Source organism: Ruegeria sp. H4, from assembly GCF_056533065.1.
Genome location: NZ_JBQFOC010000001.1, coordinates 198,088 through 220,656, shown reverse-complemented (window position 1 = coordinate 220,656; position 22,569 = coordinate 198,088). Strand labels below are relative to the sequence as shown.

At 58.4% G+C, this 22,569-nt stretch carries 20 protein-coding genes, 1 tRNA gene and 1 pseudogene; 9 read left to right on the top strand and 13 right to left on the bottom strand.

From position 1 onward, the window contains the following. Positions 1-2 precede the first annotated feature (2 nt). A tRNA-Arg gene (locus ACR0KG_RS01045) sits at positions 3-79 on the bottom strand. A gap of 115 nt (positions 80-194) precedes the next feature. On the opposite strand from ACR0KG_RS01045, the gene ACR0KG_RS01040 reads away from it, so the two are divergent. Together ACR0KG_RS01040 and ACR0KG_RS01035 are read left to right on the top strand one after the other, a co-directional pair. Next, positions 195-1,220, top strand: coding sequence for a LacI family DNA-binding transcriptional regulator (locus ACR0KG_RS01040; RefSeq protein ID WP_170534041.1), 1,026 nt, complete (start codon positions 195-197; stop codon positions 1,218-1,220). A gap of 4 nt (positions 1,221-1,224) precedes the next feature. Beyond that, positions 1,225-2,439, top strand: a complete 1,215-nt coding sequence (locus ACR0KG_RS01035) for a winged helix-turn-helix domain-containing protein (RefSeq protein WP_480826231.1) — start codon at positions 1,225-1,227, stop codon at positions 2,437-2,439. A gap of 3 nt (positions 2,440-2,442) precedes the next feature. Here the strand turns inward: ACR0KG_RS01035 and ACR0KG_RS01030 are convergent, their stop codons facing one another. Further along, the gene (locus tag ACR0KG_RS01030; protein ID WP_480826230.1) at positions 2,443-3,141 is read right to left on the bottom strand and encodes a fumarylacetoacetate hydrolase family protein; all 699 of its coding nucleotides are present in this window, start codon (positions 3,139-3,141) and stop codon (positions 2,443-2,445) included. A gap of 652 nt (positions 3,142-3,793) precedes the next feature. Further along, complete coding sequence (gene hpaR / locus ACR0KG_RS01025) at positions 3,794-4,228, bottom strand: homoprotocatechuate degradation operon regulator HpaR (RefSeq protein WP_480543556.1); 435 nt, start codon at positions 4,226-4,228, stop codon at positions 3,794-3,796. Positions 4,229-4,414: 186 nt separating this feature from the next. Here hpaR and ACR0KG_RS01020 point away from each other — a divergent pair, with 186 nt between their 5' ends. After that, a complete protein-coding gene (locus ACR0KG_RS01020; RefSeq protein ID WP_480826229.1) occupies positions 4,415-5,185 on the top strand; it encodes an aldolase/citrate lyase family protein in 771 nt (256 codons plus the stop codon). 2 nt (positions 5,186-5,187) lie between these two features. Here ACR0KG_RS01020 and ACR0KG_RS01015 read toward each other — a convergent pair whose 3' ends face one another. Then, on the bottom strand, positions 5,188-6,330 hold the full coding sequence (locus ACR0KG_RS01015) for a DUF3095 domain-containing protein (RefSeq protein WP_480826227.1): 1,143 nt from the start codon (positions 6,328-6,330) through the stop codon (positions 5,188-5,190). Between the two features lie 137 nt (positions 6,331-6,467). Between ACR0KG_RS01015 and ACR0KG_RS01010 the strand changes: the two genes are divergently transcribed. The 3 genes from ACR0KG_RS01010 (at position 6,468) to ACR0KG_RS01000 (ending at position 9,835) form a co-directional block, all read left to right on the top strand. Further along, positions 6,468-7,640, top strand: a complete 1,173-nt coding sequence (locus ACR0KG_RS01010; protein WP_480826226.1) for an MFS transporter — start codon at positions 6,468-6,470, stop codon at positions 7,638-7,640. A gap of 22 nt (positions 7,641-7,662) precedes the next feature. After that, the gene (locus tag ACR0KG_RS01005) at positions 7,663-8,700 is read left to right on the top strand and encodes a glycosyltransferase family 4 protein (protein WP_480826225.1); all 1,038 of its coding nucleotides are present in this window, start codon (positions 7,663-7,665) and stop codon (positions 8,698-8,700) included. Between the two features lie 112 nt (positions 8,701-8,812). Then, positions 8,813-9,835, top strand: coding sequence for an aspartate-semialdehyde dehydrogenase (locus ACR0KG_RS01000; protein ID WP_480550878.1), 1,023 nt, complete (start codon positions 8,813-8,815; stop codon positions 9,833-9,835). A 159-nt stretch (positions 9,836-9,994) separates the two neighbouring features. On the opposite strand, the gene ACR0KG_RS00995 is transcribed toward ACR0KG_RS01000, so the two are convergent. Further along, on the bottom strand, positions 9,995-10,894 hold the full coding sequence (locus ACR0KG_RS00995) for a type IV pili methyl-accepting chemotaxis transducer N-terminal domain-containing protein (RefSeq protein WP_480826224.1): 900 nt from the start codon (positions 10,892-10,894) through the stop codon (positions 9,995-9,997). Positions 10,895-11,286: 392 nt separating this feature from the next. On the opposite strand from ACR0KG_RS00995, the gene ACR0KG_RS00990 reads away from it, so the two are divergent. Beyond that, positions 11,287-12,393, top strand: coding sequence for a TIGR03032 family protein (locus ACR0KG_RS00990; RefSeq protein ID WP_480826223.1), 1,107 nt, complete (start codon positions 11,287-11,289; stop codon positions 12,391-12,393). 83 nt (positions 12,394-12,476) lie between these two features. Here the strand turns inward: ACR0KG_RS00990 and ACR0KG_RS00985 are convergent, their stop codons facing one another. From ACR0KG_RS00985 to ACR0KG_RS00975, 3 genes are read right to left on the bottom strand one after another with little or no spacing between them, the layout of a single operon-like run. Then, complete coding sequence (locus tag ACR0KG_RS00985) at positions 12,477-12,632, bottom strand: hypothetical protein (protein WP_480826222.1); 156 nt, start codon at positions 12,630-12,632, stop codon at positions 12,477-12,479. Then, positions 12,632-12,883, bottom strand: coding sequence for a DUF6552 family protein (locus tag ACR0KG_RS00980; protein WP_480826221.1), 252 nt, complete (start codon positions 12,881-12,883; stop codon positions 12,632-12,634). The genes ACR0KG_RS00985 and ACR0KG_RS00980 overlap by 1 nt, the downstream gene beginning before the upstream one ends. Beyond that, positions 12,873-13,577, bottom strand: coding sequence for an SDR family oxidoreductase (locus ACR0KG_RS00975; protein ID WP_480826220.1), 705 nt, complete (start codon positions 13,575-13,577; stop codon positions 12,873-12,875). Before ACR0KG_RS00975 ends, ACR0KG_RS00980 begins: the two co-directional genes overlap by 11 nt. 98 nt (positions 13,578-13,675) lie before the next feature. On the opposite strand from ACR0KG_RS00975, the gene ACR0KG_RS00970 reads away from it, so the two are divergent. Next, positions 13,676-14,554, top strand: a complete 879-nt coding sequence (locus ACR0KG_RS00970) for a LysR substrate-binding domain-containing protein (protein WP_480826219.1) — start codon at positions 13,676-13,678, stop codon at positions 14,552-14,554. 159 nt (positions 14,555-14,713) lie between these two features. Here ACR0KG_RS00970 and ACR0KG_RS00965 read toward each other — a convergent pair. Continuing rightward, positions 14,714-16,043 (bottom strand): annotated as a pseudogene (locus ACR0KG_RS00965) (aminotransferase class I/II-fold pyridoxal phosphate-dependent enzyme). 97 nt (positions 16,044-16,140) lie between these two features. On the opposite strand from ACR0KG_RS00965, the gene ACR0KG_RS00960 reads away from it, so the two are divergent. Beyond that, positions 16,141-17,040 carry a LysR family transcriptional regulator gene (locus ACR0KG_RS00960; protein ID WP_480826218.1) on the top strand — a complete coding sequence of 300 codons (900 nt, stop codon included), beginning with the start codon at positions 16,141-16,143 and terminating at the stop codon, positions 17,038-17,040. Here ACR0KG_RS00960 and ACR0KG_RS00955 read toward each other — a convergent pair. The 4 genes from ACR0KG_RS00955 to gcvT form a co-directional block, all read right to left on the bottom strand. After that, positions 17,037-18,029, bottom strand: a complete 993-nt coding sequence (locus ACR0KG_RS00955; RefSeq protein WP_480550866.1) for a helix-turn-helix domain-containing protein — start codon at positions 18,027-18,029, stop codon at positions 17,037-17,039. The two genes, ACR0KG_RS00960 and ACR0KG_RS00955, sit on opposite strands and share 4 nt — an antisense overlap. 84 nt (positions 18,030-18,113) lie before the next feature. Further along, on the bottom strand, positions 18,114-20,969 hold the full coding sequence (gene gcvP / locus ACR0KG_RS00950; RefSeq protein WP_480826217.1) for an aminomethyl-transferring glycine dehydrogenase: 2,856 nt from the start codon (positions 20,967-20,969) through the stop codon (positions 18,114-18,116). Positions 20,970-21,082: 113 nt separating this feature from the next. Next, on the bottom strand, positions 21,083-21,448 hold the full coding sequence (gene gcvH, locus ACR0KG_RS00945; protein ID WP_480826216.1) for a glycine cleavage system protein GcvH: 366 nt from the start codon (positions 21,446-21,448) through the stop codon (positions 21,083-21,085). Between the two features lie 17 nt (positions 21,449-21,465). Then, on the bottom strand, positions 21,466-22,560 hold the full coding sequence (gene gcvT / locus ACR0KG_RS00940; RefSeq protein ID WP_480826215.1) for a glycine cleavage system aminomethyltransferase GcvT: 1,095 nt from the start codon (positions 22,558-22,560) through the stop codon (positions 21,466-21,468). Positions 22,561-22,569: the final 9 nt, after the last annotated feature.

The window sequence follows — 22,569 nt, the reverse complement described above, 5'->3', positions numbered from 1 at the left end:
AATGGCGACCCCGGCAGGATTCGAACCTGCAACCTGCCCCTTAGGAGGGGGCTGCTCTATCCAGTTGAGCCACGGGGCCGCTTGGGGCCTTCTGTAACCGGGAATTTCGGGGTTGTCATTGCCTTTGCACAATTGTTGTACACGTCGACCTGTTCACGCTACCATCGGGCAAAACAACAACGCAGGTGCCTCTCGTGAACACAGAAACCAAACGCCCGCTGACCCTTCGAGATGTATCCGAGGCTTCGGGGGTCTCAGAGATGACGGTCAGTCGGGTCCTGCGCAATCGTGGGGATGTGTCTGATGCCACCCGCACACGTGTTTTGGCCGCCGCGAAAGAGCTGGGATATGTCCCCAACAAAATAGCAGGTGCACTGGCGTCCAGCCGGGTTAACCTGGTTGCCGTTATCATCCCGTCGCTGTCAAACATGGTGTTCCCCGAGGTTCTGACCGGCATCAACCAGGTGCTGGAAGATACCGAACTCCAGCCTGTGGTCGGCGTCACCGACTATCTGCCCGAGAAAGAAGAGAAGGTGCTGTACGAGATGCTCTCGTGGCGACCTTCAGGCGTGATCATTGCGGGACTGGAGCATACCGAGGCCGCCCGCGCCATGCTGGATTCCTCTGGCATTCCGGTGGTCGAGATCATGGATACCGACGGCAAACCGGTGGATGCGATGGTCGGAATCTCTCATCGTCGTGCGGGCCGCGAGATGGCGCAGGCGATCCTGAAAGCGGGCTATGAACATATCGGTTTCATGGGCACCAAGATGCCATTGGATCATCGCGCGCGAAAGCGGTTCGAAGGCTTCACCGAGGTCTTGGGCAAGCAAGGGATCGAGATCGAGGATCGGGAATTCTATTCCGGCGGTTCAGCGCTCGCCAAGGGGCGCGAGATGACACAGACCATGCTGGAACGCTCACCCGATTTGGATTTTCTGTATTATTCCAACGATATGATCGGGGCGGGTGGTCTATTGTATCTGCTGGAGCAGGGCATCGATATTCCCGGACAGATCGGTCTGGCCGGGTTTAACAATGTGGAACTTCTGCAAGGTCTGCCACGTAAACTGGCAACGATGGATGCCTGCCGATTGGAGATTGGCCGACAAGCGGCCGAAATCATCGCAGAACGGCTCAAGGACCCGGAGTCTGAGATTGAGACCCGTGTGACTCTGACCCCCAAGATCAGCTTTGGCGATACGCTGAAACGGCGCTAGGCCGATGGCACTGCGGCAACTGGACAACCGCACAGCGCGGGCGATTTTTATGGATCGTCATGCGCTGGCCGAGCCGCCTGTGGGACACGCCAAAGGGGCAGAGCTGCTGGACCTGATCCAGCGGCTGGGCTTTGTTCAGCTTGACAGTATCAACACCGTCGCCCGCGCCCATGACATGATCCTGTTCTCGCGCAGGCCCAGCTATCGCAGCGGGAATCTGAAACGCCTCTATGAGCGCGATCGAGCGCTGTTCGAACATTGGACCCATGACGCCGCTGTCATTCCGATGGAGTATTACCGTCATTGGCATCTGCGGTTTCTGCGTGATGCTGAACTGTTGAAGTCGCGGTGGAAAAACTGGCGCCGGGATGGGTTCGAACAGCAGTTCGAGACGGTGCTGAACCATATCCGGGATCATGGTGCGGTGTCCTCGTCCGATGTCGGGAAAGACGAAAAGAAAGGTTCCGGCGGGTGGTGGGATTGGCACCCCTCCAAGAGGGCGCTTGAGTTTCTGTGGCGATCCGGCGCGCTGACCGTTGTCGGTCGTGAGGGGTTTCAAAAACGCTATGACCTGACGGAGCGGGTGATCGAGACGCATCTGTGCCCCGGCCGACACCCATGTGACGCTGAGGCGACCGTCGATTGGTTGTGCAATGCCGCGCTGGACCGGCTCGGCTTCGCCACCTCGGGTGAGATCGCTGCATTCTGGGATACGGTCAGCCCGGCAGAGGCCAAAGATTGGTGTGCCAAAGCCCGGCAGTCGGGAGACTTGGAGGAAATCGAAATTGCCTGCGTGGACGGGCGAGTGCGCAAGCTTTTCATGCGGCCCGACCTGACCAATGATTTGGCGGACCTGCCCCAGCCAACAGGGCGCATCCGCGTGCTCAGCCCGTTTGACCCGATGCTGCGAGACCGGAACCGGGCCGAGCGGTTGTTTGGCTTTCACTACCGGATCGAGGTTTTTGTACCTGAGGCGAAACGGACCTATGGCTACTACGTGTTCCCATTGCTTGAGGGCGACAAGCTGATCGGGCGGGTTGATATGAAAGCCCATCGGGATGCGGGTGACCTACGCGTGCGCGCCCTTTGGCCGGAACGCACTATCCGATGGTCTGACGCGCGCACCCGCCGCCTTGAGGCCGAGTTGGATCGGGTTCGCCGATTTACGGAGCTGGATCGCGTTAGCTTTGCAAAAGATTGGCTGAAAGAACCAAAATAGACCCTATTCCGCGCCGGTCAGGGTCAGCCGAAGCGATGCAAGCCCGTCAATACCACCTTCGATCGTATCCCCTGCAACTACGGGCCCGACGCCAGCAGGCGTTCCCGTCAGGATCAGGTCTCCGGGACGTAGATGATAGTAGCCCGACAGATGGCATATGATCTCATCGATCTTCCAGATCAGCTCTTGCAGGGTTGCATCCTGACGCAGGGCTGAATTGACGCTCAGGTGAATGCGCTTGCTGTCGTCTGGCGCCCATTCGACCGCACGGGTCAGCGGCGCAAAAACCGTTCCATCTTCCATATCCTTTCCCAGATCCCAGGGGCGCTGTTTGTTGCGTTCCTGGATTTGCAGATCGCGGCGCGTCATATCCAACGCACAACCATAGGCATAAACCGCATCCCAGGCCTGATCACTGGTGGCTTTGAACACCGGCTTGCCGATGGCAACGACCAATTCCATCTCATGATGGAAGTTTTCGGTGCCGGGCGGATAAGGCACGGTCGCGCCGGTCAGAATAGCGTTCGGCGCGGATTTCGTGAAATAGAACGGCGCTTCACGATCCACCTCATGCCCCATCTCGGCTGCATGGGCGGCATAGTTGCGGCCAACGCAGAATATTCGATTAACCGGATACCGGGCCGTTTCACCGTGCACAGGGATGCCAAGGATATCCGGAATCGGGAACAAATGGTCGGTCATGATGGGCCCTCGCGCATGTTTGCGCGCATCTTAATTCACAAGACCAATCCCGCAACCCGCAGAAATCCGCCGGTTTTTACACAGCTCTCCCTGTAGATTCGGCACGGAACTGCCCAATTTTGACAATTTGGAAACGAATTGTTTCCCGAATCCCGGGGAATCGGTTTTAGATATACACATCGGATGCGCTTTTTGACCCCCGGCGCAGTTCGATACCTGCGATGGGCCCCAGAATCTGCACATCGCCATTTGACGAAAAGTGCTTGGATACCATCCTGTTCGCCCCAGAACGCTGGTTGCCAAAGTAATGAACCAATCTATTTGGCTCTGCGCTATCTGGTGCAGAGCGCTTTATCAACCGCCAGAACCGGATCGTTGGAATGCCGGACAAACAGCACGATCAAAGCGACGAAAAGAAACCACTTGCGGACCAGACAGCAAGTCGGCAAACGAGCATGACCGCTTCGGAGCACACGCAAAGGTTTAGGTCCATCCCCCTGGATCCTAAGCCTCGGTAACGAACCAATTTTCGGTTCTGCACGTCTTCGAAGCACGGGCCAGGCACATATCCAGTCCGGGTCTGGCCAAACCCCGTCGGAGAGTTCCCCCTACCATCTCCGACGGGGTCATAAACCTAAGGCCGGACCAGATCTTAGCTTTCCAGATCATTGAGTTCATTGAGAAGATCCAGCAGCATTTCATGCTTGTCGGGGCCAAGCTGGCTGCGCACCCGTTTGGCCTGTTCCACACTCACGGCCAAATTAGCGTGAATGATCTGAACACCCGCATCACTGATTTCGACAATCTGACGACGACCATCCTGAGGATGGCGGCGGCGCAAGATCAGGTTTTTCTGCTCTAGCGTTTGCAGAATACGGGTCAGGCTGGGCAACAGCAGGCAGGCGCGTTCAGCAATATGCGTCGGCTCTTGCGGCCCTTCTTCGTTCAAGACACGCAACACCCGCCATTGTTGTTCGGTGACACCGGCATCCACCAACAGCGCACGAATTGGCCCCATCACCTTTTCCCGCGCCCGCAACAGCGCGATGGGTAAAGATCTTGAAGTTAACGGTAAATCATCGGCCATGTTTAACCTTACCACGGTATTGGCGGATCGGCGCTTGCCGAGTTCCAGCCAAGGTCTGCGGCAATGCCTCGGGAATGCGATTGCTTGAAATCTCAAGCGGTTTGTTTCCAAAAGCTATGGATATTGACCGAGACTGCATGACAGAATGTAGCAGAATCTCAAGAGTCTCATACAGGACAGCGCAAAATGCCCGCCCCAAAGAACACGTTCAAACAGGCTCTGGCACAGGGCCAACGGCAGATCGGCTGCTGGATGAGCTTTGCCGAACCCACCACTGCCGAAGTTATGGGAACCACAGGGTTCGACTGGCTGGTCATCGATGGAGAGCACGCGCCCAATGATATCCGGTCGATCCGGGATCAGCTGGTTGCCCTGGCCAACAGCCCGTCTCATCCCGTCGTCCGCGTACCGGTGGGTGAGACCTGGCTGATCAAGATGGTTCTGGATGCGGGTGCGCAGACCATTCTAGTGCCAATTGTAGAAAGCGCAGAACAGGCACAAGAGCTGGTCCGTGCTTGCCGTTATCCACCCGAGGGTGCACGCGGTGTTGGCGCGACATCCGCGCGGGCGACGATGTATGGATCAACCCAAGACTACATACAGTCCGCCGATCAGGAAATCTGCCTATTGGTGCAAGTAGAAAACCGCGCTGGAATGGCAGCGCTGGACGAAATTCTACAGGTCGACGGGATTGATGGAGTCTTTATCGGGCCCGCTGATCTGTCGACCGATATGGGCTATCAGGGCAACAGCGCCGCGCCCGAAGTGCGCGCAACGATCGCCGACGCGATGAAACGGATCAGGGCCTCAGGCAAAGCACCGGGGATTCTGGGCACCAATGATGAAGCAACCCAAGCCTATCTGGACATGGATCCACTGTTCCTGGCGGTTGGCATAGATGTCATGCTTCTGGCCAACGCAGCGCGCGCACTGTCGGCGCGATGGAAGTCCTGCTAGCACTAGCCCCGCATCAAAGCCGCCGCCTGCGCGTACCCGCCGGATGCACCATCAACGAAATGAACGTGATCATCTCGCGTGGCGGCGGGCACAAAGCAGGTCATCATGGCCTCATCCTGTGCATGCAGGCCATATCTGATTTTGCCGCGACCGCGCGCCTCTTCCAGCATATGTTCGATCTGATCCAGCGTGGCATCGTCGCAATCCAGCGTCATCTTCAGCCCATCGTCAAACTTGCGGAAATCGGCATTGCGGCTGACCATCCGCTTATAATGCTCGGGCTCGAACTGACCCATACGCTTATTGGTCCAGAACAGGATCGCAATCAGCAGGTTCTGCCCCAGCAGCATCAGCTTTTGCAGCAACAGGCTGCGCCGGGTTCGCGATACATGCGCATCCAGATCAACACCCGGTGGCGGCCATGTCATGGGCGGTCCGTTTTCAGGCACTGGGTGACCCGCGCGGTCCAACCCGTCCGAAGCACGCAAGACCGATTGTGCCAGATCGGCAAAGTCGCGCTCGGTGGCTTGTGCCGTCGGCTGAACAACAACCGAGACAATGCGCCCATGCTGCGCCGGGCTGTTGGACCAGCGACAGGACAGACCGGTCAGATCTGGCTGGCTGCCTGGCTCGGCCAGCGGCACCTGATGCTCTCCGGCCTTCATCTGTGCCTCGGCCCAGGCCAAACCACCGCCCGAGAACATGGCATAGTCCACCCCGTTCGATGGCGCATACCGGGCCACGCGCAAATCCTTTCCCGCCTGACGCAGCTCTGCCACGGGCACCAACGCCGCCCGCAGCGGCATTGAAAACTCTTCCTCAGCCCAGCGCCGTAGCGCGGCAAGCGTCTGGCGGGCCTGATCGGCGGCACTGGGCGGCACGGCAAGCCCGGCACCGTCTCCACCAAAGACATAAGGAAACAGTTTGCCATCCATCGTGTTGATCATGCCCGAGATCACAGCCGCGCCCACCATGTTCACGGTCTTGTAGCGTCCGCGCGCAATCTCTCCGGTCGAGTCGACGATATCGGCAACGCCCAGAACCCATTCATCCGGGACAGCCGCAAACGAGGACGGATCCGCCAGCTGATTGAAATCGCGCAGCAGCGGCAGGTTTTCGTAAAATGCAGAATGGAGGTCTTTCATGGTCCCCCTCAGATTGAATTGAATGGTCAGATAGCTCAAACGTGATCAATGTCTGTTACCTGCAACATTCTACACGCGCTTGTGCGTTTTACCACAACATGCCAAGGAGTGATCGCAAGATTTGAAGGGGACGTTAGATGAAATCTGGGCTGGTTGTACTGTGTCTGGCCTATGTCCTCAGCCAGTTCTTTCGCGCGTTCCTTGCGGTCCTCAGCCTTGATCTGGAACGCGACATCGGTGCCACGCCCGAAGATCTGGCCTTCGCCTCGGGCCTTTGGTTTCTGGTCTTTGCGGCCATGCAAATCCCGGTCGGCTGGGCGCTGGATCGGGTTGGCCCGCGCCTGACCGCAGCCGCGCTGTTGCTGGTTGGCGGCGCAGGTGGGGCGACCGTGTTTGCCCTGGCCACATCCGCCGTTCACATCAGTGTCGCAATGGCGCTGATTGGGGTTGGCTGCTCTCCGGTTCTGATGGCATCGTATTTCATCTTTGCACGCGAGTATCCGCCCGCCCGGTTTGCCACGCTTGCAGCAGTGATGCTGGGCGTGGGATCGGTGGGCAATCTGGTCGCTTCCTACCCAACCGCTCTTGCGGCTGAAATACTGGGCTGGCGTGCCACCCTGCTGGGCCTGGCTTTGGTTTCTGCAGTTGTCGCCCTTGGCATCTGGATCAGCGTGCGCGACCCGGCCAAGGTTGAAACCGAGCATAAGGGATCGGTTCTGGACCTGCTCAAAGAACCCGCCTTATGGCTGATCCTGCCCTTGATGCTGGTGGCTTACGCCCCCTCGGCCGCGCTGCGTGGATTATGGGCCGGTCCTTATCTGAACGATGTCTTTGGGCTCAGCACCACCCAGATCGGCACTGCAACGCTGATCATGGGGGCCGCGATGATTGCAGGGACCTTTGCCTACGGTCCGCTGGATCGCATTCTGGGCACGCGGAAATGGGTGATCTTCGGCGGCAACGCGCTGGGCGCTGCGGCTTTGGGTCTGCTGTGTGTGTGGATCGACAGCGCGGTCTGGGTCTCGGTCCTGCTGCTGGCAGTCATTGGGTTTCTGGGGGCCAGCTTTCCGGTTATCATGGCCCATGGCCGCGCCTTTGTGCCGCCGCATCTGATTGGGCGTGGGGTCACCTTGCTGAATCTGTTTGGAATCGGAGGCGTCGGCATTGCACAATTCGTGACCGGGCGTATCCATGCGGCAAACGCCGCTACCGGAGCCACCGCGCCCTATCTGGCCATCTTCAGCTTTTTTGCCGTGACCCTTGCCATTGGCTGCGTGATCTATCTATTCAGCCGGGACAGCCTGGACTGATTGGAAACCGGAGGGACGGCCCGTGCAGGATATCGAGGTGATCGCACCCAACCTGAAACACAGCCTGTCCGGGGTCACAACCACGGTCATCCGCCTGCTGCCGATCCAGAAAGAGATGATCGGGATCGTCGCTACCGGTCCCGGCCTGCCCGAAGACCTGCCGCATATCCGCCTGATCAAGGTTCCGTTCCTGTCGAACCGCACCTGCCGGGTCTGGCACGCGCGACGCAATACCGAAATGCTGATGGGGCTGTTTCTGCGCAAGGTCCTGCGGCGCAATCTGAAACTGCTATTCACCTCTGCCGCGCAACGGGATCATTCGGGGTTTACCAAGACACTGATCTCGCAAATGGACGCGCTGATCGCGACAACGCCGCAGGCGGCCTCGTTTCTGCAACACCCGTCAACCGTCATCATGCATGGCGTAAACACCGAACTGTTCCATCCAGCGACCGACAAACAAACACTGCGCAACAAGCTGGGCTTGCCCAGTGGCACCCTGATCGGTTGTTTCGGGCGCATTCGCCCTCAGAAGGGCGTTGATCTGCTGGTTGACGGCGCACTGAACGTCCTGCCCAATCACCCCGATGCCCACATCATCTTCACCGGCCGCGCCACCAGCGAATTCGAAGGGTTTCAAGCCGAACAGGAATCCAAACTACAAGCCGCAGGTCTAGCTGACCGTGTGCATTTCCTCGGCGAACGCCCGTGGGAAGAGATTGTCGAGACCTACCGCGCCCTCGATCTGTTCGTCGCCCCCGCCCGCCACGAAGGGTTCGGGCTGACCCCGCTTGAGGCAATGGCCTCGGGCGTGCCCGCGATTGCCTGTCACGGCGTAGGGGCCTTTAGCGCCCAGATTAAGGATGGCGAAACCGGGCGGCTGGTTGAAAAAGACAATGCCCCGGCATTGGCCCAAGCGCTGGATCAGATGCTGTCCGACCCGGCCCAACTGGCTGCCGCCGGACAGGCCGCTCGCGCCCATGTGGAGCGGAATTTTCGAATCGAAGGCGAGGCGGAAGCCATCGTAAAGGTCTATCGATCTCTGCTGGACGCCGATTAGAGTGCGGTGAACGCCTCAAATCCGCGTCATTCATCGAAAACCGATCCGAAAGCTCTTTTTTCTTTGCTGCAACGCGGCTATGAACGCGCGTCCTTAACTTTGGAGACATGAAATGGGCTATCGCGTCGTTGTCGCCGGCGCCACAGGTAACGTGGGCCGCGAAATGCTGAACATCCTGGCGGAACGCCAGTTCCCGATCGATGAAATTGCCGCTCTGGCAAGCCGTCGTTCGCTGGGGACTGAGGTGACATTCGGCGACAAGACACTGACCACCAAAGACATCGACACATTCGACTTCACCGGCTGGGACATGGCGCTGTTTGCCATCGGCTCGGACGCAACCAAAACCTACGGCCCCAAAGCGGCCGCAGCGGGTTGTGTGGTGATCGATAACTCATCGCTTTATCGCTACGACCCGGACATTCCGCTGATCGTGCCGGAATGTAACCCGCAAGCGATTCACGACTACAAAAACAAGAACATCATCGCCAACCCCAACTGCTCGACCGCGCAGATGGTTGTCGCGCTGAAGCCGCTGCACGACCGCGCACGTATCAAGCGCGTAGTCGTGTCGACCTATCAGTCGGTTTCGGGTGCCGGTAAAGAGGGCATGGATGAGCTGTGGGATCAAACCAAAGCCATCTACAACCCCACGACCGAGGTTGAGCCGAAGAAGTTCCAGAAACAGATCGCATTTAACGTCATCCCGCAGATCGACGCCTTCATGGAAGACGGCTCGACCAAGGAAGAATGGAAGATGGTTGTCGAGACCAAAAAGATCGTCGATCCGTCGATCAAGGTTACGGCCACCTGCGTCCGCGTTCCCGTGTTTGTTGGCCATTCCGAGGCCGTGAATATCGAGTTCGAGGAATTCCTGGACGAAGACGAAGCCCGCGACATCCTGCGCGAGGCGCCGGGCATCATGGTCATCGACAAGCGTGAAGAGGGTGGCTACGTCTCGCCCATCGAGTGCGCGGGCGATTTCGCCACCTTCATCAGCCGCATCCGCCAGGATTCGACCATCGAGAACGGTCTGAACCTGTGGTGCGTCTCGGACAACCTGCGCAAAGGTGCTGCACTGAACGCAGTTCAGATTGCCGAGCTTCTGGGCCGTGAGGTTCTGAAGAAGGGGTAAGAAAACCACCCTGACAAGAATATACGAAGCCCCGCAGCATCACCTGCGGGGCTTCTTTGTTGTCTGAACCCGACGCGAATGCGCCGATTCAGACAGCGGCGTGCAAAATCTATTGAGTGAGAAGGTGTTGATTAAACCGCCAGTTCTGGACAAACCGGATCAGGACCCGATCTTGATGGCATCCTCATAAAGAAGAACCGCCCGTTCGGATTCGTTTTCAAGAACATCCATCTCAGCGCAGAAATGCACAACGTCATCAAGGCTGGGAACATCTGCGGCGTTCAAGGCTTCCACAGTCGGCTGAAGCTCGGCCCAATAGGCTTTTACCTGCTTCAGCGCAGCAAGCGAGGCGTCGCTTGGAGGCGTGGACATCTTGATATAGTCATTGCCGCCATCGATCAGCGCGTCGACGATCTTGCCAAATTTCGCAGCGTTCTTCTTGAACTTCTCGTGGTGCTCCGCCGTGTCTTTTCCTGTCGCGGCCAGGGCGATTTCCTTGCAGATTTTCTGCGTGATCATCCGCTGCCGACCCGCAAACTCCAGGGCCAAGGCCATAGACGGTTCGATATCGACCTCGCCATAGGCAGCTTCCAGCTTGCGAACGACCACATGGTTCGCCTCTTCCAAAGGTCCCACATCGCCCACGATCATGGTCAATTGTGCGTCGTTCACGGATTTGGTGGCGACAATATCCTCAACCGCGATCCGATAGGGCGCCCACAAGGTGGCGACTTCCTCAAGCGCTTTGTTGACCGAGTAGAACCGCTCGCGATCGATGCCCGACGAACCCTTGCCCTCTTTGAAACCAAGCAGGATATCGTCAAACTCGTCATGCGCTTGTTGCAGTTCGGTCAGAGCCTTGTCGGCTTCGGCACCCAGGCTCAACAACACGGTGGCTTTTGCGACTTTCTCGGTTAGAAAACTCAGCTTTTCTGCGGCCAGAATGCGATGCGCCACCTGACCTGCCGCCATAGCAAGCGCGTAACCCCCAATCGGCAAGAATGCTGTTAGCCCAAGCCCCAACGTTCCAGTGACGAAAACACGACGATCGATACTCATTTTTCTACCTAACCCTGCTGCTTTTGCATGTGCATATCGAGCAAGAAGCGCCGCAATTGTCCCAGCGTAATGTTGAAAATAAGAAAATATGGTGACCTTTTGCGGCTGAAATCCGCAGATTCACGCGCTAATCAACCGTATCAGCTAGGGATTCCGATCAGGGTTGTGTCCACCATCGACCCGTCGGCTTTTACGCAGGTTGATATCAGCGAGGCGCGCGCTCCACATGACCCAGACGGGTTTTCTGTTGGGAAATCACCGTGACGGGTACACCAGCCGGAAACCCCTGTTGTTGCATTCACCGGGTGCGTGTTTAGAAATCGAGTGGTCTGGACAAGTCTTACGCCCGCAATCGATCACATCGGCTCAAACAGAAGGCCCCGAGTAACCCTATGACGAACACAGCCTCCGAACAAAACCAACAGGACGCCGTCGAATACAGCCAATCCCGGGGTTTGGTGGATCGGCTGGCGCGATTGGAATGCTCGCTTGCGTTTTCATCCTACCAATCCGGGCTGTTGTACCATCTGGGTCGGGGTTCTGACGGGTCGTTGCATGTACATCAGTCGGCCATGCCAAAACCCATGGGGCTGCATTATGATGGTCAAGGTGGGCTGACGCTGGCCGGGGGCGCTGAAATTCTGAGGTTCGAGAACATTCTCGCCCCGCATGAGCGCATCAACAACGTCTTCGATGCCTGTTTTATGCCTCGGATTATACATAGTGTTGGTGAGTTGGATGTTCATGATATCGGGCTGTATGCAGATGGCGCGCCGGTCTTTGTGAACACCCGTTTCAACTGCCTGTCGACCCTGTCTAAGCGCCACAGCTTCGTACCTGTGTGGACCCCGCCGTCGATTACGCAGATCGTGGATGAGGACCGGTGCCACCTGAATGGGATGGCCATGCGCGACGGCCAGCCCGCCTACGTCACTGCCGTATCCCAATCCAACACGATTGACGGGTGGAGAGATCGCCGCGTTGACGGAGGCGTGGCCATTGACGTCCAGAACAACCAAGTTGTCTGCAAGGGCCTGTCGATGCCGCATTCGCCGCGCTGGTATGATGGCAAGCTCTGGCTTCTGAACTCTGGCACCGGTGAGCTTGGCTATGTGGACGGGTTGGAGAACGAGGCGCCGGGCCAGTTCAAACCGGTTGCCTTTTGTCCGGGGTTCCTTCGCGGGCTGCGGTTCTACAAGGGATATGCTTTCGTCGGTCTGTCCAAGCCGCGCTACAAACGTTTCGAAGGGCTGCCATTGGCAGATCGGCTGGACGCCGCAGACAGCGACGCGTGGTGTGGCCTGCAGATCATCGACCTTGCCACCGGCACCTGTGTCGACTGGTTCCGCATCGATGGCGCGATCGCGGAACTCTATGACGTCGAGATCATCCCAGGATTTGCAACGCCCATGGCAGTCAGCCCTGGCAGCGCCGAAGCGGTTAGCCTGATCACCTGGGATGAAGCGGGGTCAAACGCTGTGACTGGTTCACAAAGGTAATTCAGCCTGACCTTTGCTTCACAACCAACGTCTTGAACGTCACACGAACCTGAACCAACCGTCACAGTCAGATCAAGGCAAGACTAACGCTCGACATCAAAAGACCCCAAAAGATCGAACATTCCGTTTGCAATGAAGCTAGCGGCGAGTTGCTGATCGGTGCGATAAACCAATAGAAAGTCCACTAGCGCCCAAACTCCCAAATGCTGCGCAGCGGCCGAATGGCTGCTTGCGCTCATCAGACGCTTGCCATTCCGGCAGTCATTGCGCCCAGGGCGACAAGGTGGACAAGCATGAGCGCCTTGTCATTCCATAGTGCGCCGACGGCGAACCATCCCACGACACCGACAAGAAACAGGTAAAGGTTCCAAGGTGTCCAGCCAAACCCCGTCGCAGTGTATCCCATGATCTGAATTGCGGATGCGCCCCACTTGACCGCGAAGACAAGGCGCTCGCGCGGTGATACAAGGGCCAAGGTATCAGATTGCACGGGTCAAACCTCCGTCGATACGCAGGTTTTGTCCCGTCATGTAGCTGCCATCTTCCGAGGCGAGCCACGAAATGAGAGAGGACACTTCCGAAGCGAAACCGTAGCGCCCCAAAGGAATACGCGCCTTGCGGTCTTCGGTTTCGGGCAAGCTGTCGATGAATCCCGGAAGGACATTGTTCATCCGGATATTCTCTAAAGCATATTTGTCCGAATAGAGCTTCGTGAATGCCGCAAGCCCGGCCCGGAAGACCCCCGACGTTGGAAAAAGAGGGTCGGGCTCGAATGCCGCAAAGGTTGAGATGTTGATGATTGCTCCGCCCCCATGCTCCTGCATCAAGGGAGTGACAAGCCGTGTTGGGCGGATGACGTTCATCAGATAAACTTCCATCCCTTCGTGCCAATCGTCGTCGCTGATTTCGAGGACCGGTCCTTTTGGCCCGTGGCCAGCAGAGTTCACCAAGACATCGATGCGGCCCCAGCGCTCCTTCGCACCCTCGACCAAAGCGGTAAGCGCGTCTTGATCAAGGTTAGAGCCGGTTACGCCAAAGCCACCAAGTTCGCCGCCAAGCGCTTCACCCTTCCCGGACGAAGACAGGATGCCGATCTTGAACCCATCATCAGCCAGTTTGCGCGCTGCATCCGCACCCATGCCGCTGCCGCCTGCCGTGATCAGTGCTACTTTTTCTACTGCCATATCGAGTTTCCTTTCTTGGTTGAGCCATACATGCAAGATTCTATGACAAGTTTCGATTCAGAATTGATGTTGCATGACAGTAGAATTACTATTGCAGAATGATTGAACTCCCCCCGCTCAACAGTTTGCGTGCGTTTGACGCAGCAGGCCGCCGCCTCAGTTTCCGCTCAGCCGCCGATGAATTGGGTGTCACGCAGGGGGCCGTTGCGCAACAAGTGCGCCAGCTCGAAGCTCATCTGGGTGTGACACTGTTCGAACGGGTCCCAAAGGGCCTGAAGTTCACATCGGTCGGACGCAGCTTTCACAGCAGGATAGCTAAGGTGTTTGCAGACCTTCGATCCGCAACTGCCGAACTGAAACCAGAGCCGAACAAAGTTCTCATCAGTGTCACACCGACCTTTGCTGCGAAATGGCTGATCCCCAATCTACCGGACTTCACCGCAGCACACCCGGATATCGATTTGCGGATCATGGCGACCGAAAGAGTTTCCAGCTTCTACAGCGACGGGATAGACCTTGCAGTGCGCCAAGGATCGCCGCCGTTTGGCGCATCACTGGACGTAACCCTTTTGTTCAAGCAATCGCTGATCGCGGTCGCTGCGCCAAAGATTGCGGACGAAGGTGACATTCCTCTGGATCCAGAAGCCCTAGCAGAAAAGCCGAAGATCCATGACACTCATGACCAATGGCCCAGCTATCTCTCGTATTTGGGTGTGCAGGACCAGTCTCCTCGTCACCTTCGTCTAAGCCAAACGTCCCTTGCGGTCGATGCTGCTATCGCCGGGCAAGGTGTAGCCTTGGTAAGCCGGTTTCTGGTGGCTCATGACCTTGAGGCCGGACGTTTGGTCGAGGTCGGTAAAGCTTGGGACGCGGGCGGAAGTGATTTCTATGTCCTCATGCCGCGGACAGCGAAGAACAATGAGATGGTCGTCAATGTCATGATGTGGCTTACGGCGCGCTCCGCCAAACATACCTAACTGTCTTGAAACATGAGCGGCCATTCAGATCATTCGGGCGAACGGCGGCAAAGGTCCACACTCCCGCCATTGAGTTAGAAATGTTTGGCTTTTGGACCAACGATATATGACGTGGCAGTGAGATCATATTTGTCCGATCCGCAACTTAAACGTCGAAGGTCAAACATGGACAAAGGATAGGCTGTCAAAACTTTGCCGCCAGTGGCTGACCTCGGCACCAACGTCTTCGCCCTTCAAGCCGCGCGCGATCAGTGAGGCCAGCCTGTCTGCATGATTCGCTGTCATGCCCCACCTTACCAGTTCCGGGGTGCCTATGCGTAAGCCATTCATATCGCCTTGCACTTCTGGCGCCGGAAGGCCGATGCCACAGGCCAGAAAACCTACCTGTCGCAGGGTTTTGGAGGCGGTTTGCCCGCCGCCAAACGCCTTGGCCAAGACAGCAAACTGGTGGGAGCAGGTGAAACCCTCTCGGCCAGCAAAGACAGGTACGCCATTGTCATTCAGGCGCTCGGCAAGCGCTTGTGCCATTGCGATCATCTGTGCCGCATAGTCGGCCCCGAAATCGCGCCAATCCAGCATCGTGACCGCGAGTGCAGCCGATTTTGCCGCGTCGAAATTGGCCGTCATTCCGGGGAAGGCAATCGCGTCCAGCCGCTCGGCCAGATCAGCCTCATTGGTGACAATCAACCCTCCGGCAGGGCCGCCTAGGCTTTTGTAGGTGCTCATTGTCATCAGATGCGCGCCTTCGGCCAGCGGGTCACGCCACGCCTTGCCTGCGATGATCCCGCACTGATGCGCGGCGTCGAACATCACTTTGGCACCCAACTCATCGGCGATGGCGCGTATTTCTTTCACGGGATGTTCGAACAGGTTGAGGCTACACCCAACCGTGATCAGTTTGGGTCGTTCGCGTTTCGCCATGGCGTGCAGTTGATCCAGATCGATGGTGTATCCATCTGCGTCAACCGGTGCTTCAACGGTGCGCAGCCCGAACAGACCCGCACAGCCCGAACAGACCCGCACAGCCCGCCACATGATGCGTGACATGCCCGCCAATCGACGCAGGGGGCGCGATGATCGTGTCACCCGGTTTGCACGTGGCCATAAATCCATAAAGGTTTGCAATCGCGCCCGACGGCACGCGGATTTCAGCGAAACGTGCGTTGAAAACCTCTGCACAAAGCTGGGTTGCGATCACCTCGATCTCTTCGATGGCCTCAAGGCCCATCTCATATTTGTCGCCCGGATATCCAAGCGAAGGGCGCGACCCGATACCCGAAGACAGCAGCGCCTCGGCCCTCGGGTTCATGACGTTGGTGGCTGGATTGAGGTTGAAACACTCTTTCTCATGAATCTCGCGGTTCCGGTTCGCCATGTCTTCGATCCGGTCAAGCAATACGGCCGAGGTGCTGCGCGCGGTGGTCGCTGCGATCTGCTGCACAAGCGTTTCACTGGCGTCCGGGACCCAGGATCTTATGTCTATTGTCATTGCTGCATACTCCTTGCTTGGCTTCAGAATGGACGGTCTGCATGACAATGCAAATCAGTTCTGCTATTTCTTGCCCTAGAAAAACTAAGGCTAATGGATGGCAGTTCTTCCCCGACGACCCAAAGGGCCACCCCTGAACGCATTGCGCGCCTTCGAGGCAGCCGCCCGTCTGGGCAGTTTCGTTGCGGCAGCCGAGGAATTGGGTGTCACCCCAGGCGCGGTGTCACAGCATGTCAAAGCTGTTGAGGCGTGGTCCGGCACCAGCCTGTTTGAACGCAGCGCACAAGGCGTTTCATTATCTACCGCTGGTCGTTTGTTGACCGAGGATTTCACACAGGCTTTCGATCTTCTGGCAGCTGCAACCCAAAATCTGCGTAATCTGGCACCCAACCCCGAAGTTCACATTGCCGCATTGCCATCGGTCGCGCAGCTTTGGTTGTCGCCCCGTCTGGGTCGATTGCGTGACCTGCATCCCAATCTGAACATATCCGTGACGGCGATGGAGAACCCCCCAAGCCTGTCCAGGGATCTGTTTGATTTGTCCCTCTTCATATCGCGGCCGGACGAAACCGAAGATCAGATCATCGTCGAAGACGACATCATCTTTCCGGTTTGCTCGCCTAAGCTGGCGCAAGGTATCAATCTTTCAACGGCGCCGCTGCTGCACGATCAGACCTGGGACAGCGATTGGCCAGCGTGGTCAGGCGCCACCGGTATCGACATCGGCGATCCGGCACGCTGCCCTCGGTATTCTCTTTACGCTTTGGCGGTCGAAGAGGCAAAATCAGGTGCGGGTGTGCTTATGGGGCATGCCGCATTGGTTGCGCAGGCACTGGATGCGCAGCAGCTCTGCCGTGTGTCTGAACACAGTCACAAAACCGGCAAAGCCCTGGTGATCGAACGTCCACACAGGTCCCGATGCCACCCGGAAATCGATCACGTCATCGATCGGCTGTGTGGAACCGATCCGAACCAGCGCCAAGGTTGGTTTAGCTAACCGGCAGCATATCCGAGATAGCGGCGGGTCCTGATATCCTCTGGCCGCGATCCGCATTGTTCAAACAGGGCACGCGACATGGCTGCGCGTGAGGAAAACCCGGTCGCAGCTACAATTTCGACCAACGACATGTCGGTCTGTCTCAGCAGGTCAATAGCTCTCTCCACCCGAAGCTCTTTATACGTATGCAGAAGCGTCGCACCGGTTTTACACAGGTATCGTCTCTGAAGTTGACGGGTCGAAGCACCCACTGCCTTTGAAAGGTCAGTGATACTCAGAGGCTCCTCGATATGCTCCAGCATGGTCGCCAGCGTCAGAATGACCAGTTCATCCCCACCTGATCTGCGAATAAGCCGATTGGCGGTCTGGCTCTCTATTGCCTGTTTTGGCTCATCCAGGCCAACATATCTGCGTACCGCATCCGCAAGATGCTCGCCATGATCACCCGATACAAAATCGGCCAGCAACCGCAGGGCGCTGATGCGGGTATTGGCACTGTGCAATCGCCCGTTGGGTGAAAGATACGTTGAGGCACCGCAACTTCTTATGCCCTGCTCTGACGCTGCCGCCTGAAAACTGGAATGTATCGCAGCAATATGCCCGTCACACCCGCTGGCCTGGGCCAGCAGCATCACAGCGCCCCCAACCAGAATGACCCGGGGCGCCAGGTTCAGCACCTGGGTCGCCCAATGTTTTTGCGAGCCGCTCAGATTCCAACTGTCCTCCAGATCCCCCCAGATGACAGCCGTCCGCCCGGCCCAATACAACGGCCCACCGACCTTATCCTCGGCAAGAGCACGCAGAGTGATAACGTAGCGCTGATTTTCCATCAAACCGTTCAGAGCCCGGTAGAAATCCAACGCCAGCTCTGCCGTCGCGCGGGATGCATTCGGGTGCAGAATGACATCAACATATTGAACCCGCTCAGACACCGCTGCAAAGGCGTTTGCCTTGTTTTCGGGTTCGTTACGCAGGACGTAATGTTTCATATGTCATGACACTTCTGGTTTGAGTGGTAGAGAGCGGGAAGCGCTCTGCTGCCTGTGGATACCCCCCCTTTTGGGGGGATGTTTTTATTCAGCGGCTTCGATGTATTCGGTCATTGGGGGGCATGTGCATATGAGGTTTCGGTCGCCATATGCGTTGTCGACGCGGTTGACGGGGGACCAGTATTTGTCGACGCCCATGGAGCCCGGGGGGAAGCAGGCCTGTTCGCGGCTATAGGGCCGGTCCCAGTCGCCGACCAGATCGCGCACCGTGTGGGGGGCGTTTTTCAGCGGGTTGTTTTCCGCGTCGATCTTGCCGTCGATGATGTCCTGCGCTTCCGAGCGGATCGAGAGCATGGCGTCGCAGAAGCGGTCCAGCTCGGCCTTGGGTTCCGATTCCGTGGGCTCCACCATCAGGGTGCCCGCCACTGGCCAGCTCATGGTCGGCGCGTGGAAGCCGCTGTCGACCAGACGTTTGGCCACGTCATCCACGGTGACATGGGCCGCCTCGTCCAGGGGTCTTGTGTCGAGGATGCATTCATGCGCCACACGACCGGACTCGGAGGTGTAGAGGATCGGATAGGCATCCTGCAGACGCGCCGCGATGTAATTGGCGTTCAGGATCGCCACTTTGGTCGCCTGGGTCAGACCCGCGCCACCCATCAGCAGCACATAGGCCCATGAGACCGGCAGAATGGACGGAGACCCAAAGGGCGCGGCCGAGACCGGGCCCACGGCGGTGCCGTATTCCGGGTGGCCGGGCAGGTGCTCTTCCAGATGCGCCTTGACGCCGATCGGACCCATGCCGGGGCCGCCGCCGCCATGCGGGATGCAGAAGGTCTTGTGCAGGTTCAGGTGGCTGACATCGCCGCCAATGTCACCGGGACGCGACAGGCCGACCATGGCGTTCATGTTGGCGCCGTCGATATAGACCTGACCGCCGTGATCATGGGTGATCTGGCAGACCTCCTGCACGGTGGTCTCGAATACGCCATGGGTGGACGGATAGGTGATCATGCAGGCGGCCAGATGATCGGAATGCTTCTCGGCCTTGGCGCGGAAGTCGTTCAGGTCGATATTGCCATTCTCATCCGCCAGCACCGGCACAACCTGCCAGCCCACCATCTGGGCCGAGGCCGGGTTGGTGCCATGGGCCGAGGTCGGGATCAGGCAGACATTGCGCTGCCCTTCGCCGCGGGCAAAGTGATAGTTGCGGATGGTCAGCAGACCCGCATATTCCCCCTGCGCGCCCGAGTTGGGCTGCTGGCTGATCGCGTCATAGCCGGTGATCTGGCACAGCTTGTCGTTCAGATCGGCAATCATCTCGTGATAGCCCTGCGCCTGATCTTCGGGGCAGAACGGGTGCAGGTTGCCGAACTCGGGCCAGGTGACCGGGATCATCTCGATCGTGGCGTTCAGCTTCATGGTGCAGGACCCCAGCGGGATCATCGCCCGGTCCAGCGCCAGGTCGCGGTCGGCCAGGCGGCGCATATAGCGGGTGATCTCGGCCTCGGCCCGGTTCTGATGGAAGATCGGGTGGGTCAGGTATTCGCTTTCGCGCAGCGCGTAATCGGGCAGGCGATAGGCGACATTTGCACTGTCATCCTGACGATCGATGCCAAAGGCGCCCCAGACCGCCTCGATGGTCTCGGGGCGGGTCTGTTCGTCCAGGCTTATGCCAACCTTGGTCTCGCCCACCTTGCGCAGGTTCACACCGCGCGCCACGGCGGCCTCCATCACCGTTGTCTGCAGGGGACCGACCTCAACCGTGATCGTATCGAAGAACACTTCCGGTTCAACGGCAAAGCCCGCCTCTTCCAGGCCAGCGGCCAGGCGCGAGGTCTTGCGGTGTACCGATTGCGCGATGGCCTTGATGCCATCAGGGCCGTGATAGACCGCATACATCGAGGCAATCACCGCCAGCAGCGCCTGCGCGGTGCAGACATTCGAGTTCGCCTTCTCACGCCGGATATGCTGTTCGCGGGTTTGCAGCGACAAGCGGTAGGCCTTGTTGCCGCGGCTGTCGATCGACACACCGATGATCCGGCCCGGCATCGAGCGCTTCAGCTTGTCGGTGGTCGCCATATAAGCCGCGTGCGGGCCACCATAGCCCATCGGCACACCAAAGCGCTGGGTCGAGCCGATGGCGATATCCGCGCCCATCTCACCAGGGGATTTCAGCAGGGCCAGCGACAGGATGTCGGCGGCGACAATGGCGATGGCTTTGTGCTCATGCAGCGCGGCGATTTCCGATGTGAAGTCGCGCACGTGGCCATGGGTGCCCGGGTACTGGAAGATCGCGCCAAAGACGGCTCCTGCGTCCAGCGTGTCGGGATCGGCGACCTGCACGTCGATGCCCAGAGGCTCGGCCCGCGTTTTGATCACCGCGATGGTCTGCGGGTGGCAGTTCTTGTCGACAAAGAAGGCCGCGTTATTGGCTTTCGAACGCCCGCCGCGCTTGGCCATCGCCATGGCTTCGGCCGCCGCTGTGGCTTCGTCCAGCAAGGAGGCATTGGCCACATCGAGCCCGGTCAGATCGCTGACCATGGTCTGGAAGTTCAAAAGCGCCTCAAGACGGCCCTGGCTGATCTCGGGCTGATAGGGCGTATAGGCGGTGTACCAGGCCGGGTTTTCCAGAATGTTGCGCAGGATCGGCGCCGGCGTTGTGGTGCCGTAATAGCCCTGACCGATCAGCGAGGTCAGAACGGTGTTCTTGCTCGCCACCTCTTTCATGTGGAACAGCGCGTCACGTTCCGTCATCGCCGGACCCCAGTCCAGCGGCTCTTTCTGCCGGATCGCGGGCGGGACGGTGGCGTCGATCAGCTGGTCCAGCGTCTTGAAGCCGATCACCTTGAGCATGTCGCGCATCTCGGTCGGGCTGGGCCCGATATGGCGGCGGTTGGCGAAGTCATAGGCTTCGTAATCGGTCAGTTTGAAGGCCATCTGTGCGCTCCTCAAGGATAAGTCAGGTCGGGCGGAGACCGCGCAGGCCTCCGATACATCACGAGCCGGTTCGGCCCAAATGGGCGGAGCCCCGTGCAGGGCTCCGGTCTGGATCAGCCGATGAAGTCCTTGTAGCCGGCCTCATCCATCAGATCTTCCAGCTGCGACGCGTCGGTGATCTTGATCTTGTAGATCCAGGCCTCACCTTCGGGGTCTTCGTTCAGCGCGCCGGGATTGTCGGCCAGCGCCTCGTTGACCTCGGTGATCTCGCCATCAACCGGGGCATAGAGCTCGGACGCTGCTTTGACGGATTCGATCACGCCGATCTCACCATCCTTTTCGAACTCATCGCCCACTTCCTGCTGCTCAACAAAGACCACTTCGCCCAGCTGTTCAGCCGCGTGTTTGGTGATGCCCAGCGTGGCGGTGTCGCCCTCGACCATCAGCCATTCATGCTCTTCGGAATAATAGGTTGCCATGTCTCTCTCTCCTGGCTTCAACGCTTGTAATTCTGTGTGACAAAGGGCAGCGCCACAATCTGCGCCGGTTGCGCCTTGCCCCGGATGATCAGATTGACCTTTTCGCCCGGCTCACCATGGCCTGCGGACACGTAGCCCATCGCAACCGGGCCACCCACCGTGGGGCCAAAGCTGCCCGAGGTGATCCGACCGATGGTGTTGCCACTGCTGCACTGGATCTCGACACCCTGACGCGCCGGGGCGCGGCCATCGGGTTTGATGCCCACCAGCTTGCGCGCGGCACCCTCGGCCAGTTCTTTCTGCACGCGATCGGCACCCGGGAAGCCGCCCTCTTCCTTGCGGCGCTTCTGAATGGCCCAGCCAAGGCTGGCTTCAATCGGCGAGGTGCTCTGGTCAATGTCATTGCCATAGAGGCACAGACCCGCCTCAAGCCGCAGGCTGTCGCGCGCGCCCAGACCGGCCGGCTCACAATCCTCATGCGCCAGAAACGCCTTGGTGATCTCAATGGCCTTGTCCTCGGGGATCGAGATCTCATACCCGTCCTCACCGGTATAACCCAGCCGCGAGATACGGCATTCGACGCCGTTGATATCCGCCAGGGTGGTTTCCATGAACTTCAGGTCGCGGGCGGCGGGGCAAAGCTCACCCACCACGTCTTCGGCCTTGGGACCCTGCACCGCCACCAGCGCCCGGTCGAAGATCTCGGTCACTTCAACGCCGTCCAGGTTCGCCTGCATATGTGGAATGTCCTGATGCCGCAGCGCCGCGTTCACCACCACAAAATAATGATCCCCCGCGTTCGACACGATCAGGTCATCCATGATCCCACCGTCTTCGTTGGTAAAGAACCCGTACCGCGCCTTGCCTTCCTTCAGCGTCGCATAAGCCTGCGGGCACAAAGCTTCCAGCTTCTCCCCCACATTCTCACCCCGCAAAATCACCTGACCCATATGAGACACATCAAACACCGCCGCCTTCTCACGACACTGCTTATGCTCCCCCATAATCCCCAACGGATACTGAACAGGCATCTCCCAACCCGCAAAATCAACCATCTTTCCACCCAACTCAACATGAAGAGAGTACAAGGGAGTGCGTTTTAGTTCGGACATAATTCCAAC